This window comes from Vibrio sp. 10N.286.48.C11 (assembly GCF_041469805.1).
GTDB classification, from domain to species: Bacteria; Pseudomonadota; Gammaproteobacteria; order Enterobacterales; family Vibrionaceae; genus Vibrio; species Vibrio crassostreae_C.
This window is the reverse complement of the sequence record NZ_JBFRLK010000032.1, coordinates 61,355-76,430: the sequence shown is the minus strand read 5'-3', so window position 1 is coordinate 76,430 and position 15,076 is coordinate 61,355. Positions and strand designations below refer to the sequence as shown.

The window sequence follows — 15,076 nt, the reverse complement described above, 5'->3', positions numbered from 1 at the left end:
ACTTTATTGATTTTATCTATTTTAATTAAAGTAATTTTTATAAATGTAGGGTGAGAGTATTAAAGGATAATAACAGGGATGACTAACCCCTAATACTCTCTAAGTAGGTAATTGTGATTAGGTTATTACTAAACGCGATCCGCGCGGTAGCAAGTCACATCTACTTCAACCTTCACGTCTACAACTAGGTCGCAAACCATGCAGATACGAGCCGGTGGGTTAGCACCGAAGAACTCTTTGAATACCTTATTAAAAGATTGGAAGTAACGAGAATCCGTTAGCACAACCTTTACGTGCATTACGTCTTCTAGGCCGTAGCCCGCTTCAGTCATGATATCGACACAGTTTTGGATCGCTAGGCGAGACTGGTCAACAATGCCACCCTCTACCACTTCACCATCTGTCATCGGTGTCTGGCCAGAAACGTATAGGAAACCACCCGCTTCAGTTGCGCGTGCAAATGGTAAATGTTGTCCGCCTGTACCTGTACCGCCTTCAACACCGTAACGTTTAATAGTCATTTTTTAACTCCACTTCTTTATAGATAATATTGGTTCTGTTCCAATATATTTAAATTAATTCGTCGTTTTCTTATTACTGTATATCTAATAAAATAATTAAATTCTAATTACGGTAAATAAAAACGCCTGAACGATTATTTTTCACTTTTCCTTTTTGGTAAGTTAACTCACCATTTACAAATACACTTTCGATTCCCTCAGCAACTGACATAGGATTTTCAAATGTTGCTGTGTCTTTAATATTCTTTGGGTCAAATAAAACTAAATCGGCAAATGCGTCTTGGCGAATCTCACCTCTTCCCGCGAGGTTATAGCGCTTCGCAGACATTCCGGTCATTTTGTGAATCGCTTCTGGTAGCGCAAACAGTTTTTCATCTCGGCAGTAATGACCTAAGACTTTCGGGAAGGTGCCCCACAATCTTGGATGTGGATGCGGGTCATTGGGTAAACCATCAGAACCAACCATGGTCAGCTTGTATTTCAATACGCGCTTTACGTCGTTCTCATCCATGCAGTGGTAAACCGCACCGGCTGGTTGAAGCGCTTTTGCTGCGTCCATCAGTGGTAGGTTCATCTCATCAGCAATCTGCTTAAGCGTTTTGCCTGCATGTTCTGGCTTTGCTTTAGACCAAGTAATGAAGATATCGAAATCGTCCGTCACCTGTTTCAAATCTAATGTCGAAGAGCTCGCTGAGTATGGGTAGCAGTCGCAAGACACATCTTGGTGCTCAGAAACCTTGTCCATCAAATCAAGTACTTCAACGGTTCTGCCCCAGTTACCTGCACCTGCACATTTAAGGTGAGAGATAACAACCGGTACTTTCGCGTATTGCCCAGTCTCAAACGCTTCTTCCATCGCGCTTAAGATCTCTTCAAATTCGGTACGCATATGCGTGGTATAGATGCCGCCATGGCTAGAAAGCACTTTCGCTAACTGCATCACTTCGTTGGCATTAGCTTGTTTCGCGCTGGCGTAAGCCAAACCTGAACTCAAACCCAGTGCACCCTGCTCCATCGCTAAATCAAGGTTGGTTTGCATTACCGCGATTTCTTCTTCGCTTGCGGTGCGTTGTAGGTCGTCCATCACTTGGTTACGCAGTGTGGTGTGGCCAACTAACGCTGCTACGTTCACCGCTGGTTGCGCTTGCTCTACGGCTTGTGCATACGCGGCAAAGGTTGGGTATTTGAAATCAGCTTGTGCGCCTAAAAGATTCATTGGGTCAGGTGGATCGCCAGCCAAAACGGTTGGTGATGCGCTGATACCACAGTTACCAACAATCACGGTTGTGACACCTTGACTGATCTTAGGCAGGCAGTCTGGGTAACGAATTACGTTGGTATCGTCATGTGTATGTACATCGATAAATCCAGGAGCCAATGCTAAGCCTGCTCCCTCAACCAACTGGCCACAATCTTCGTGATCGATTTGACCAATTTCGGCTATTTTTCCATCTCGGATTGCTACATCGGCACAAAACGATTGTTCGCCGGTGCCATCAAACACCTCTACATTTTTAATTATCGTATCGAACAACATTTCTCACTCTCTCAATCCACTTTGTTGATGGAGCTATATTAGAAATCCAGCCGATTATTTTCAGTGACAAAACACACATAATATTTTAATTTGTGTGATAGTTTCTATCACAAAACACATTACGGATATATTTAAACATTAAATAACAACCACTTAAATCATGTTAGGAATCAGCAATGAAACATAACCCTGCACAAAAAGATGTTATAAAGTATCAAAAAGATAGTTTCATCTTGACTGAAAAAGGCCAAAAAGGGAGAGCAGTATCACAATCTGAGAACGGTGTTTATCGACTGGTTGATGAAGACATTTCGCTTCCGGTAGCAATTATCAAACAATCAGCGTTGACCAATAACCTGAATTGGATGCAATCATTCGCCGATCATCATCAGGTTAAATTGTCGCCACATGGCAAAACATCGATGACGCCTGATTTCTTCCGTCAACAGCTAGAAAATGGCGCTTGGGGAATTACCGTTGCGACACCTGCACAAGCAGAAATTGCAGCAATGGCAGGCGCAAAAAGAATCATCATGGCTAACCAATTGGTAGGTAAAACCAACATGGCGATCATCGAACAGCTTATTAGTGAGTTCGACGTTGATTTCTATTGCTGTGTGGATTCATCGGTAAACGTGCAGCAACTCAACCAATACTTCGCCAACAAAAAGCAGACGCTAAAAGCTCTAATCGAGTTTGGTGTTCCGGGTGGCCGTTGTGGTTGTCGTTCACCTCAAGAAGTTTTAGAACTGGCTCAAACCATTCAAGATACGCCTGCACTTTCGCTAGCGGGTATTGAGGTGTATGAGGGCGTGATTCATGGCGACAATGCCGAGCAAGACATTCGTACCTTCTTAAACCAAGCGCTGACCTCGGTCGAAAGCCTCGCATCAGACGGTTTAATTACCGGTCAACCTATCATCACTGGTGCAGGTTCGGCTTGGTATGACGTGGTTGCAGAATGTTTAGCGAACCTAACCGATTACTTGGCGATCATCCGCCCGGGCTGTTACGCGATTCACGACACAGGTATCTACCTAGACGCTCAAAGCAAGGTGTTGCAGCGTGCCCAAGTAAACCAAGGTTACGCGTGCGAATTGGGTGGAGATCTGGAATCGGCACTTGAGGTATGGGCGTATATAATCTCTCGCCCAGAACCGACCAAACTAGTTGTTGGGCTAGGCAAGCGTGATGTGGCCTTTGATGCGGGGTTACCTATTGCCGAACGCGGCTATCGCAATGGCGAAGCTATCTCTGTGAAAGGGCTGACTGCGACCGCCGTGATGGATCAGCATACCTTTGTTGAAACGGACGGCTCTTCTGAAATTGAAGTGGGCGACATGATTGCATTCTCAACCTCACACCCGTGTTTAACCTTCGATAAGTGGCGCTACATTGCCATCAGCGATGACGACCATCAGGTAACAAACTGGGTGGAAACCTGCTTCTAGTTCGATTTTTCAATAAGCTAGAATCAGCGAAGCAATAAGATATACTAACGGGGCTAAGGCTTAGTTTTTAATGGATTAGTGCTCATAAAAAGCTAAAGAGCTTGCTTCTTACGAGCTAGATTCTTAATAACTAGGTAATAACGATTAGCCCCATCAACAAAGGATCAGGATTCTTGAGTTTAGAAGTAGATATCATTTCACAGATAACGGAGCGTTTTCCCGCTCTTCGTGATGCAGAGAAAAAAGTCGCTAAGCTGATCATGGACGACATTGATTTTGCTGCCAATGCCAGCATCACAGAGCTTGCTGAAAGCGCTCAAGTGAGTGAAGCCACCATTACACGTTTTGCTAAAGCGATCGGTTGCAGCAACGTACGTGATATGAAGATTAAGTTGGCTCAGACGCTAACCGTTGGCCAGCGCTTTATCCTCGAACCGGTTGACCAAACGGGTTATCAAGGTATCTACGAATCGATCAAGCAAAGCCTAGACATCAACCGCACCTTGTTCAAAGAGCAAGACGTTGAAACCGCAGTCAGCTGGCTGCATAACGCCAGACAGATCATTGCTATTGGTATGGGTGGTGGTTCAACCATTGCTTCTCAAGAGCTGCAACATCGACTGTTTCGTTTAGGCTACCCAGTGGTGTCGTACAACGATGGCTTGATGTCACGTATGGTTGCTGCCACGGCAGATGCTAATGACGTAATGGTGATGATCTCTGCGACTGGCTTTACACCAGTGATCACAGAAACGGCAGAGCTGGCTAAGCAGTACGGACTTAAGATCATTGCGATTACCCCACAAGATACACCGCTAGCAAAAATTGCCGATATCTTGTTACCCATCAAGCATATGGAAACCGACTTCATCTACAAGCCGTCGGCTTCTCGCTACGCTATGTTGGCGTTAGTGGATGTGCTTTCTATGGGAATCGCAGTCAATCACAAGAACCGTTCGCGCGACAAACTGCGTCGCTTGAAAGTTGCGCTCGATTCTTACCGAGGCGGTGGCGATAGACAGCCTCTCGGTGATTAACGAATCAAGGATAGAATGAGCTTAAATTCACGCGCGCGGCAATCTTTCACTAGCTCGTATAAGCTCATTTCTAATCCTGTGATTTGGATACCAGCATCCATTAGTCGACGGATTGCCAGATCTTTGTTGAGTGCCGTTCGTGAGCTAACACAGTCGCCAACTACCTGAACCTTGTACCCAAGTTCCAACAACCCCATTGCGGTTTGATAAACACAAATATGAGCCTCAATACCACACACTAACCAAGTCTCTACATCCTTGGCTTGAACCGCCTCAACAAACTTGGGCTCATCACACGCGTTGAAAGTGAATTTAGGTATCGGCTTTGCATCATTCAGCAAGTCATTAAGTTCGTCGACTGTAGCACCTAGCTTCTCTGGGTTCTGCTCCAAACGAATAATTGACAGCCCCAAAACCTGCGCTCCTTGAGCTAACTTCCCGCAATTAGCAATCAGCGTATCGCTCTCATCAACAAGGCGTGCGAGCTTGCCTTGTACGTCCACAACCACCAAACCTGTGTTTTGTTTCGTTAGCATGTTTATTCCTTGTTTTAAACAGCCTGACTCACTAAGCAACCTGATGTGTATTTTTTCTACTATGTAACGATTCAGCTTACAAAGCCATACAGTAATACATACAAGACTACGGAATAATACTCACCAACGGTCGAAAGGTCGCAAAATAAAAATTATTGATACTGGCATGACATTTAAGAGTGAGTAACAAAGATGAACAAGATAACGAAATCAGCATTAGCACTGGGTTTAATCAGCGCAGTTTCTCTTCCAGCTTTAGCAGCAGGTACTGACGGCGGTGCGTACATTGGTGGCGGACTTAGTGTCTACCAAGATTCTGACACAGACGGTCACGGTAGCTTAGATTCAGATGGCATGGGCTACAACCTATACGGCGGCTACCAATTCAACCGTATCGTAGGTGTTGAACTTGGCTACACAGATTACGCAAACTACAAAAATAGCGCTGAAAAGCTGTCTCCGACGTCTGTTTCTTTGTCAGCAAATCTTGGTTACACATTCGACAACACAATCCGCCCATTCGTATTGGCAGGTTTAAGCTCTGTTGACCTAAACGCAAATAAGAGTGCTGGTTACGCTGATGACAGCGGTACGGGTTTCCACTTTGGTGTAGGTGTTGAATACACGCCAATCGAACACCTAACGCTACGCTTAATCTCGCAAGCGGATGCAGTAAGCGTAGACGACACGGTCCAATTTAAGAACTCTCAGATATCAGCTGGTGACCACACGCTTGCCTTCAACAGCATTAGCTTCGGTGGTTCATACAACTTCTAATGTGATTGAACCACATAGAATAAGCTGAACATACTAATTCACTTTGCTGTTCCACCTTGTCATGAAGGTCACTCAGTAAAGTGAATTTTTTGTATCTACACACCTTAGCGTCATTTCACTTTAGCCAGTTTATCGCTCAGCGCCTTCTATTTGAGCTTTATGCATTGATATTAGAGCTTTCTTGGTGGCGAGACTAAAATAAAGGGATAAGTGACACAGGAAGACAAGACCTATGAATCTACCACGCTTAAACATGTCGATAAACAAACTCCCTTTCGTTTTGGCAGTGTATTACCTGCTTGTCATTAACTTGCCTATCTCACGCGAACTGTTCAATATTCTTAGTGCCTCACAAGCCGAAAGCATTGGGTTTATCATCTCGATCCCATTTTTCTTTCTCGCCGCATTCAACTTTATCTTTCAAGTATTCAACTGGCCGATATTCGCCAAAGCTTTTTTTATCTTGTTACTACTTACTTCCTCTTTAGTCAGCTACAGCATGTTCAACTACGGCATTTTTGTAGACTATGGAATGATAGAAAACGTCTTCGAAACCAACAGCGGAGAGGCTGCTAGCTACCTAAGCAGCTATTCTATTTTATGGTTTGTTCTGATGGGAGGAGTCCCGTCACTGCTGCTTTTATTTACGGATCTTGAAAGAGAATCTTGGAAAGATTTTGCTATTGGGAAGGCGATTGGATTGCTCTCTTCGTTGATCGTCATTACCATCATTGCCGGGTTGTTTTACAAAGATTATGTGTCGATTGGTCGTAATAACTCTCATCTTAAAAAGATGATCATTCCGACCGAATACGTAGCATCAACAGTCAAATACATCAATAACACCTACATCAAACAGCCCATCCCCTATCAAGAATTGGGATTAGATGCTCAACTCAAGCCACAAGCAAAAGCGGCAACCAAACCGACCTTATTGGTGTTTGTTCTTGGTGAAACAGCACGTGTATATAACTACCAATATTATGGCTATGAGAAAGAAACCAATGCTCATACCAAACCCTATAATCCGATCTTTTTCTCTGATGTTCAGTCATGCGGAACAGCCACTGCGGTTTCTGTGCCGTGTATGTTTTCTAACATGAACCGAAGCAACTACGATCGCGACAAAGCCTACAACCAAGATAACGTAGTCGACATTATGAACCGCGCGGGCATTCACTCTATCTGGCGAGAGCACGATGGTGGAGACAAGGCGGTCGCACATCGAATCAAAGAGATGACTCTCGTCGCCAAAGACAGCGACCCGCTGTGTAATAAAGATGTGTGCTATGACACAGCCATGCTAGAGAACTTCGAACAAGATACTCAAGTTCTTAAACAAGATAGCATCATTTTCTATCATATCTCCGGATCTCACGGCCCAACTTACTTTGAGCGATACCCAGAAGATCATAAGAAGTTTGTGCCAGACTGCCCACGTTCTGATATCGAAAACTGCACCAAAGAGCAAGTGGTCAACACCTACGACAACACCATCTTGTACACAGATTTCTTTCTATCACAGGCTATTCAGAAGCTAGAGAAACTCACCGATAAGTACAATGTTGCGCTGATGTACATTTCCGATCACGGAGAATCATTGGGAGAAAATGGCGTCTACTTACACGGCATGCCTTATTCATTGGCACCGAAAGAGCAAACCCATGTGCCTATGATAATGTGGATGTCTGATGGTTTCGCCGAGCAGAAAGGGATAGACCAGACCTGCTTAAGAAAGGCGGGGAAAGAGCAGAGCTTTTCTCACGATAACCTGTTCGACTCCTTGCTTGGCCTAATGGACGTGCAAACCAAAGAATACCGAGAGAACCAAGACATTTTTGCTGCGTGTCGGTAGCTTCAAAGGCCGACTCGCAAATATTCCAACCAAAGGGGCTCATTTATGAGACCCTTTTTTGTACCTTTCAAAACTGTCGTTTTTATTCAATACCGGCCTCAAGCCGTCGCCTACAATTGCAGTTATTGAAACGTGGCTCAGCTAATCAATTATCTCATCGTCAATTGACGTACCTGAGAACAAGATGACGACCACGCACTCTACCGAATCAAGACAGCAGGAATTCAAGCGATGTTAGACATCAAAAAAATCTCAACACTTAGCGACTTAAACGAATTTAAAACGGCTTACTTTGCTGAGTCAACAGCGCCACTCGATGGCATGTGGCACTTGGGCTTTGTGCCAATGTCTGACCATTTTGGTTTTTACGAAAACGGTAATCTTGTCGGTTATTGCGTATTGAATGGCGAAGGCTATTTACTTCAGTTCTATCTAGCACCAACAGCCAGCACTCATATTGAAAACTTGTTCCCCTTAATCGTAGAGAACAACAGCTCTGTGATTGGTGAGGTGAAAGGCGCATTCGTGAGTACGGCTGAGCCACAATATTTATCACTGAGTGTCGACAACACAGAGTCATTTAAAGTGAATGCGATGATGTACCGCCAAAACTCTCAAGCCAGATCTGAGTGTGATTCAGACCACATTGAAGAGATAGAGATGAGCCTCGCGACAGAAGAACAACTGGAGCAGTTCGTTGAGTTTGCTTCATCAGCGATTGGCGCGCCAAAAGAGTGGCTCACCGGTTACTACGGTAATTTGATTGCCCGTCAAGAGCTATGGGGCTACTGGGAAAGTGACGACATTCTCGCTACTGGAGAGTGCCGTAAGTTCGATGAGCATCAAACACAGTTTGCCGACCTAGGTATGATTGTCGCACAACAAGAACGCGGTAAAGGCTTAGCAACGCGTGTTCTTAACTTTCTAAAGCAGCTCGCTAACAGCCAAGGGTTAGAAGCTATGTGTTCTACGGAAAGCAGCAACATTGGAGCACAAAAGGCCATCACTCGCGCTGGATTGTCTTCAAAACATCGTATCTTGCAGTTTGATTTTAGTTAACTAAAGGAAACTGATTAGCCTTGATTCGGATTACCAAGTATCAAGACTAAGCTCTAACAATAGATACAGATAAAAACTGTCACCTGCAGCGATATACACATATAGTTGTGGATGGCAGTCATTAAAAATAGAAGGTCTAATGATCAATTGGTTACAGTCTCCAAAATCTCCTGAAGTTGCTCAGTTCATTGATTGCTACTGGCTGATCGAAAAGACACCCGACGCTCAAACTCATCAATTTCCGATACTCAATCCCGATCCATCGGCGCACCTCATCTTATCGCCAAGCGAGCAGGCATATCACTACACGATTGAGCAACAGGTCGATCAAGGCGTTGGTTGCCATCTGCTGTTACCACACCATAAAGCCATCGAATTGGATCACTCAAAGCCCTTTGTTCACCTAGGTATTAAATTCCATGTCGGAGCCTTGTACACGTTAGATATTCCAGACTGTCCACACCCCAGCCTAGACAGTGTTAACCCTATCGATCTCGCGAGTTTGTTAGATAATCCTAATGCCGAAGTAATGTCGCTGATCAAGCTCGCTCAAACCGATGTTGAGGCCTGCTGTCAGCAGTTAGATGATTTAATGCTGCCTTGGCTATCGACAGCTAAAACGGATAGGCACAGCGAACTCACACGCAAGGTGTTGGGTGTGCTTGGTTCGACACCGATTGCAGAGCTTGGAGACAAGCTGTTTTGCTCGCAAAGAACATTGGAAAGAAGCTTCAACAAGGTAACAGGGCTGACATTAAAACAGTGCCAATCGATGAACAAACTCGAAGCGATGTTGGAATACTTGTATAAGCGAAATTTGGATGACATCGACTGGATGGACGTCGCCTTTCAATTTGGGTTTAGCGACCAACCGCACCTGATTCGTTACCTAAAGAAAACCATCGGTCTAACACCCAATACTTACGCCAAACAAGGCGGATTAACCATAGATGTGTATGGTGGAGTGAGATCTGACTAACCCACCTTTTCTCTATGACGAACGCACTGTTTATAACTTACACCTCTGCCTTTTGTGTCTCATTCGTAGCAAGTTTTATTGAGTTTAGAATTGCGACTAAATATACTGGGGACATCATCAGACGGAGGACAAAAATGAATAATAAAAACAAACATATAGTTTTAATTCATGGTCTATATATGCCTGCGTTGATCATGCAGTATCTGGATAGAAACTTCAAAAAACGCGGCTTTACAACGCACAAGTTTGCCTACAACTCGCTGCGTTTCCCTTCTGCAGCCAAACGCCTCAATCGCTTCGTGAATGCTCGCTTTAATGAATACGATGAGGTCTATTTCTTTGGTCACTCACTCGGTGGCTTACTCATTCGTCACTACTTTAAGTTTTATCAGCCCAATTTTGCCGACACCTGCATTATTACCGCAGGGACGCCGCACAATGGGGCAACTATCGCCAAAACACTGTCGAATCATGGGCTTGGTTTTATATTTGGTTCGAGCAAAATGATCTTAAGCGATGGCCTGGGTGACTACGATATTGATGTGCCGATTGGCGTGATTACAGGTACCTACGACGCCGGAGTCGGACGTATTGTTCTGGGAAGAAACCCGGGCGATGGCACAGTCACACTCGAAGACGCCAACCTGAGAGGAGCAACGGATACTTACGCCCTCAAACTCAACCACACGGCGCTCGTCTACTCCAAAGAAGTCGTAACACTGTCGGCTCAGTTCATCGAACACAGAGCTTTTAAGGACGCTTCATAGCTTATTTCCATTAGCTTTTGCGCGTTGACTCCTGTATCGAGCTCTGTTCTCTTATATGTGAAAGACAAAAACAAAAATACCACTCTGCGATAAGAGTGGTATTCAAAGATTCATTACTGAAAGTGAGTGCTTGTTATACTTTCTATACTTGTTACAAGCGATTAACTCGTGTTGGTAGGAACACCTCACCCAACATGCATCGCACCGAACCACCACCAATGTCTTCAATCGTTTTCACGTTAAATGGCAGCAGTTTTCCATGCGTCGAAAGCTGAGCTAACTGGGCTGGAGAAAACGCATCGTAAGCCGATTGAGACATCGCGATCACCTTGTCGCCATTCACGGTTTCAAGCTGCAGGATGTTGCCACAGAAACGGTTCATCTGATCAATTGAGATAGAGATAACCTGCTTATCTTTAGCAAGCGACTTCACCACAAAGCGGCGTTCGAACTCAGGAATCACTTCATCACAGATCACGCAGAAGTTATCGCCAATCGCCATCATCACATTGGTATGGTAAATCGGTTGGCCAGACGGTAATGCCGTTTGGAACGAGACCACGCGAGAATAACCAATGCGCTTCGCATAATCTTCTAACACTTCGCGGTCACAACGCTGAGAAAGCGCAGCGTAGATGGTCTTGTTGATATGGTCGATCACCATCACGCCCGTGCTCTCTAGATAAGAACCTTGCGCGATGTAAGACTCTAGAGACTCGCTATGGTTAACAATGCGACCCGACGCTTCTAACGCTTCAATAAGAGCATTTGGCTTAACTTCATTCTGACGGTTTTCACACGCCATAGGGAACGTGAATAAGCTTCCATCACTACAGGTACTGAACCAGTTGTTTGGGAAAACAGCATCCGGAGTTTCAACGCCCAATTCTGGGTAATCAAACTCTACAACTTGCACACCTTCTTTACGCAACGAAGCGACCATAGCTTTAAATTCGGCCATCGTTTCTACTTTCACCTCAGCTTCGGTCAGATTAACTCTGTGCTGAAATTCGTTATCACGTGCTGTTTCTTCGTTAAATTTAAACTCTTTTGGTGGCACCATAACAACGCAATTGGCGTTTTGAACATTAGTGATATGAAGTGATTTTTTGTGTAGGTTTAACATTTCAACCGTCCCTATCTTTTATTTACTTCAGAATTGTAAACAACTTGTTACGACAAGATTCACTGAAAAGAATATTGATTTGAATATTTATCCCAAACAATTACTGCAGATCTTAGATTAATCGGTAATTTTTACTGCAAGATAACAGCACATCAGAAAGAACCAACTGTATGCATATTCGTTAAGTCACTTTATGGATAAATATTCTGATTCCATTTTCTCGCCCATCACGAGTTTTGATTACAATTCAATCCATTTAACGTTAGGATTATCACCGTTGCATAACAATCAATTACGTTTGAAATCAGCTTAACTTTTCCTGTCTAATTCAATCTAAAATAAGCGTCATGAAAGACACTCTTTGGACCTTTCCTGCATCGCTTAGACAAAGTTTTAGTGTTTTAAAGCCAAGTGCCTAAATAGGCGCTAGAACAAAATCCATCGAATGATTTAATACTGATAAGAACCCATGGGCGCTTATATAATTTCAAACTAAGACAGTTAAATTTCAAATCAAGACTATAAAAACAAAGCTGCACCAACGATGCAGTCGCTTATAGATGCACTAGTTTATAAAGGGAAATCTATGTACAAGAAATTTGAAGGCTTTACTGAAGCCTTTCCAAAGGGAGAGCCGATACAACCTCCTACTGGCATACTGGCATTCTGCCGCCATTACACTCGAGGTTTCGAAAAACCATTGATTTTGCTCGGGTTGATGAGCATGACCATCGCGATCATCGAAGTCGCGCTGTTCGGTTACATGGGGCAATTGGTCGACTGGCTATCAACAAGCAACCCAGACACTTTCTTAGCAGACAACGAATCGACATTGATGGGGCTCGGTATTCTGCTGTTGGTTGTGATGCCAATCTTGATCAGTGTTTACTCGCTATTGCTTCACCAAACTTTGCTGGGCAACTACCCAATGTCGATTCGTTGGTTAGCACACCGCTACCTTTTGAAGCAAAGCCTGTCCTTCTATCAAGATGACTTCGCCGGACGTGTCGCGACCAAAGTGATGCAAACCTCGCTTGCAGTGCGCGAAACTGTGACCAAGATGGTCGATGTGTTTGTCTACGTGACGGTTTACTTCACGGCGATGCTGTTCATGCTTGCTGAATCAGATTGGCGCTTGATGGCTCCGATGCTGATTTGGCTATTCGTTTACATCGGTATTCAACTGCACTTCGTGCCAAAGCTAAAAGACGTGTCTTCAGAGCAAGCGGATGCTCGTTCACTGATGACAGGTCGTATTGTTGATAGCTACACCAACATCGCGACGGTGAAATTGTTCTCACACAGTAAAAGAGAAACCGAATACGCCGAAGAAGGCATGGAAGGCTTCCTAGATACTGTGCACCGCCAAATGCGCTTGGTAACCGGCTTCAACATCTGCGTGGAATTCGCTAACTATCTATTGGTGTTCAGCATTGCGGGTATCTCTATCTACCTATGGCTAGATAGCGCAATCACCGTGGGTGCAATCGCGATTGCGGTCAGCTTGGCTCTGCGTATTAACGGCATGTCGAAATGGATCATGTGGGAAATTGGTGGTCTGTTTGAGAACCTTGGTACCGTGATTGACGGCATTAAAACTCTGTCTAAGCCTATTGCTATTGAAGACAAGAAAGACGCGAAGCCTCTGGAGGTTCCACAAGGCGGTATCAACTTCGACAATGTAAGCTTTAACTACGGTGAGAATAAGGGGGTGATCAACAACCTAAACCTCAACATCAAACCGGGTGAAAAAGTGGGCTTGGTTGGCCGTTCAGGTGCAGGTAAATCGACCCTAGTTAACTTACTTTTGCGTTTCCACGATGTAGAAAGTGGCCGCATCCTGATTGATGACCAAGAGATCTCGAGCGTTACTCAAGATTCTCTGCGTAGCAACATTGGTATGGTGACCCAAGATACTTCACTGCTGCACCGTTCGATCAAAGACAACATTCTTTACGGTCGACCAGAGGCATCAGACGAAGAAGTATACGCGGCGACTAAACAGGCACACGCGCATGAGTTTATCGAAACGCTAACCGACCCGTTTGGCAACGTTGGTTACGATGCTCAAGTGGGTGAACGTGGCGTTAAGCTTTCTGGTGGTCAGCGTCAACGTGTGGCTATCTCACGTGTTCTTCTAAAGAATGCTCCATTACTTGTTCTCGATGAAGCAACTTCTGCACTCGATTCTGAGGTAGAGGCAGCGATTCAAGAGAGCTTGATTGAGCTAATGGAAGGCAAAACGGTTATTGCGATTGCACACCGCCTGTCGACCATCGCAGCGATGGATCGCCTGATCGTGCTTGATGCCGGCAATATCGTAGAAGAAGGCACGCACCAAGAGCTGATTAACCAGAATGGTATTTATGCGCAGCTATGGAATCACCAAACCGGTGGCTTCATTGCCGATGACCTTGAGCAAGCCACGAGCGCTTAATTTTTGTGCTATTTTAAAAGTGCGGCGTGATTCACATCAATTTGTTTATTAGCGGTAAATTACACGTGGCAGAATGTTATGTCGTAATTATATAATGACATTAACACCAAAGACGCCTCGCTTGCGCGTTCTGGAATAAGGCTAGACTTCGGGGGGAGGCTAGCCTTTTTTATGCCTGCTATTTGGTGCTCTTTGCTAGCTGTCCGATAAACTTCATCGATCCTTTTGTTTTTTTCTTGGCGTTTTTTTCTTAAAATGCGCGCAATATTCTTTCTAGAGATCAACCATGAACAAAAGTGTCTTAACTAACGTTATCGCGTTAGCGCTGCTTGCTGGCGGCTATGCGACAGCAAACCAATACTTGCTTTATGCAGGCCTATTCGCCTTTTCTGGTGCCATCACCAACTGGCTTGCGATTCACATGTTGTTCGAGAAAGTACCCGGCCTATACGGTTCTGGAGTGATTCCAGCGCGCTTTGAAGAGTTCAAGGCAGCCATCAAGCAACTGATGATGGAGCAATTCTTTACAGAAAGTAACATCGACCGCTTCCTAAGCAGCGAGATGACAGGAAAGTCGCTCAATCTAGAGCCTGTGATTCAGAAGATCGACTTTAACCCTGCATTCGACTCACTGGTGCATGTTATCGAGAACTCTCAGTTTGGCGGTATGTTGGCAATGTTTGGTGGCACAGAAGCACTAGAGCCAATGAAAGCGCCGTTTGTTGAGAAGATGCAAGAATCTGTGATTGAAATCAGCAAGAGTGATTCTGTAAAAAATGCCATCAAAGACGAGCTAGAATCGCCTGCGATGATGGATGAAATCAAAGAAAACATTGAGGCGATCATCGATCAGCGCTTGAATGAACTAACACCTAAGCTGGTTAAAGAGATGGTTCAGACCATGATCAAGAAACACCTTGGCTGGCTTGTGGTTTGGGGCGGTGTATTCGGTGGTGTGATTGGCTTAATCTCTGCGGCCATTACGCTTTAAGGC

At 44.6% G+C, this 15,076-nt stretch carries 13 protein-coding genes; 9 read left to right on the top strand and 4 right to left on the bottom strand.

Annotated elements, in window-relative coordinates; translation table 11 throughout:
• Positions 1 to 128: 128 nt before the first annotated feature.
• The gene (locus AB4209_RS09475) at positions 129 to 521 is read right to left on the bottom strand and encodes a RidA family protein (RefSeq protein WP_017065166.1); all 393 of its coding nucleotides are present in this window, start codon (positions 519 to 521) and stop codon (positions 129 to 131) included.
• A gap of 103 nt (positions 522 to 624) precedes the next feature.
• A complete protein-coding gene (locus AB4209_RS09470) occupies positions 625 to 2,058 on the bottom strand; it encodes an amidohydrolase family protein (RefSeq protein WP_372055675.1) in 1,434 nt (477 codons plus the stop codon).
• A gap of 176 nt (positions 2,059 to 2,234) precedes the next feature.
• Between AB4209_RS09470 and AB4209_RS09465 the strand changes: the two genes are divergently transcribed.
• Both AB4209_RS09465 and AB4209_RS09460 read left to right on the top strand, forming a co-directional pair.
• The gene (locus AB4209_RS09465) at positions 2,235 to 3,509 is read left to right on the top strand and encodes an amino acid deaminase (RefSeq protein ID WP_372055673.1); all 1,275 of its coding nucleotides are present in this window, start codon (positions 2,235 to 2,237) and stop codon (positions 3,507 to 3,509) included.
• A 173-nt stretch (positions 3,510 to 3,682) separates the two neighbouring features.
• Positions 3,683 to 4,546 (top strand): MurR/RpiR family transcriptional regulator, encoded by an 864-nt coding sequence (locus tag AB4209_RS09460; protein WP_017062019.1) that lies wholly within the window; start codon positions 3,683 to 3,685, stop codon positions 4,544 to 4,546.
• On the opposite strand, the gene AB4209_RS09455 is transcribed toward AB4209_RS09460, so the two are convergent.
• On the bottom strand, positions 4,543 to 5,082 hold the full coding sequence (locus tag AB4209_RS09455) for a hydrolase (RefSeq protein ID WP_017065162.1): 540 nt from the start codon (positions 5,080 to 5,082) through the stop codon (positions 4,543 to 4,545). The genes AB4209_RS09460 and AB4209_RS09455 overlap by 4 nt on opposite strands.
• Positions 5,083 to 5,274: 192 nt before the next feature.
• On the opposite strand from AB4209_RS09455, the gene AB4209_RS09450 reads away from it, so the two are divergent.
• The 5 genes from AB4209_RS09450 (at position 5,275) to AB4209_RS09430 (ending at position 10,519) form a co-directional block, all read left to right on the top strand.
• Complete coding sequence (locus AB4209_RS09450; protein ID WP_017062017.1) at positions 5,275 to 5,859, top strand: porin family protein; 585 nt, start codon at positions 5,275 to 5,277, stop codon at positions 5,857 to 5,859.
• Positions 5,860 to 6,091: 232 nt separating this feature from the next.
• Complete coding sequence (locus AB4209_RS09445) at positions 6,092 to 7,714, top strand: phosphoethanolamine transferase (RefSeq protein WP_372055671.1); 1,623 nt, start codon at positions 6,092 to 6,094, stop codon at positions 7,712 to 7,714.
• Between the two features lie 231 nt (positions 7,715 to 7,945).
• A complete protein-coding gene (locus AB4209_RS09440; protein ID WP_372055669.1) occupies positions 7,946 to 8,773 on the top strand; it encodes a GNAT family N-acetyltransferase in 828 nt (275 codons plus the stop codon).
• 139 nt (positions 8,774 to 8,912) lie between these two features.
• Positions 8,913 to 9,752, top strand: a complete 840-nt coding sequence (locus AB4209_RS09435) for a helix-turn-helix domain-containing protein (RefSeq protein WP_372055667.1) — start codon at positions 8,913 to 8,915, stop codon at positions 9,750 to 9,752.
• Between the two features lie 134 nt (positions 9,753 to 9,886).
• The gene (locus AB4209_RS09430) at positions 9,887 to 10,519 is read left to right on the top strand and encodes a triacylglycerol lipase (protein ID WP_050647609.1); all 633 of its coding nucleotides are present in this window, start codon (positions 9,887 to 9,889) and stop codon (positions 10,517 to 10,519) included.
• Positions 10,520 to 10,670: 151 nt separating this feature from the next.
• Here the strand turns inward: AB4209_RS09430 and AB4209_RS09425 are convergent, their stop codons facing one another.
• Positions 10,671 to 11,645 carry an arginine deiminase-related protein gene (locus AB4209_RS09425; RefSeq protein WP_017061193.1) on the bottom strand — a complete coding sequence of 325 codons (975 nt, stop codon included), beginning with the start codon at positions 11,643 to 11,645 and terminating at the stop codon, positions 10,671 to 10,673.
• Positions 11,646 to 12,231: 586 nt separating this feature from the next.
• On the opposite strand from AB4209_RS09425, the gene AB4209_RS09420 reads away from it, so the two are divergent.
• Positions 12,232 to 14,082, top strand: a complete 1,851-nt coding sequence (locus AB4209_RS09420) for an ABC transporter ATP-binding protein (RefSeq protein WP_102320925.1) — start codon at positions 12,232 to 12,234, stop codon at positions 14,080 to 14,082.
• Between the two features lie 286 nt (positions 14,083 to 14,368).
• Complete coding sequence (locus AB4209_RS09415; RefSeq protein ID WP_017065155.1) at positions 14,369 to 15,073, top strand: hypothetical protein; 705 nt, start codon at positions 14,369 to 14,371, stop codon at positions 15,071 to 15,073.
• Positions 15,074 to 15,076: the final 3 nt, after the last annotated feature.

What these genes read in the sequence shown, in the direction of transcription:
- AB4209_RS09475 (WP_017065166.1), bottom strand. Translation starts at nt 521, where the DNA reads ATGACTATTAAACGTTACGGTGTTGAAGGCGGTACAGGTACAGGCGGA.
- AB4209_RS09470 (WP_372055675.1), bottom strand. Translation starts at nt 2,058, where the DNA reads ATGTTGTTCGATACGATAATTAAAAATGTAGAGGTGTTTGATGGCACC.
- AB4209_RS09465 (WP_372055673.1), top strand. Translation starts at nt 2,235, where the DNA reads ATGAAACATAACCCTGCACAAAAAGATGTTATAAAGTATCAAAAAGAT.
- AB4209_RS09455 (WP_017065162.1), bottom strand. Translation starts at nt 5,082, where the DNA reads ATGCTAACGAAACAAAACACAGGTTTGGTGGTTGTGGACGTACAAGGC.
- AB4209_RS09450 (WP_017062017.1), top strand. Translation starts at nt 5,275, where the DNA reads ATGAACAAGATAACGAAATCAGCATTAGCACTGGGTTTAATCAGCGCA.
- AB4209_RS09445 (WP_372055671.1), top strand. Translation starts at nt 6,092, where the DNA reads ATGAATCTACCACGCTTAAACATGTCGATAAACAAACTCCCTTTCGTT.
- AB4209_RS09440 (WP_372055669.1), top strand. Translation starts at nt 7,946, where the DNA reads ATGTTAGACATCAAAAAAATCTCAACACTTAGCGACTTAAACGAATTT.
- AB4209_RS09435 (WP_372055667.1), top strand. Translation starts at nt 8,913, where the DNA reads ATGATCAATTGGTTACAGTCTCCAAAATCTCCTGAAGTTGCTCAGTTC.
- AB4209_RS09430 (WP_050647609.1), top strand. Translation starts at nt 9,887, where the DNA reads ATGAATAATAAAAACAAACATATAGTTTTAATTCATGGTCTATATATG.
- AB4209_RS09425 (WP_017061193.1), bottom strand. Translation starts at nt 11,645, where the DNA reads ATGTTAAACCTACACAAAAAATCACTTCATATCACTAATGTTCAAAAC.
- AB4209_RS09420 (WP_102320925.1), top strand. Translation starts at nt 12,232, where the DNA reads ATGTACAAGAAATTTGAAGGCTTTACTGAAGCCTTTCCAAAGGGAGAG.
- AB4209_RS09415 (WP_017065155.1), top strand. Translation starts at nt 14,369, where the DNA reads ATGAACAAAAGTGTCTTAACTAACGTTATCGCGTTAGCGCTGCTTGCT.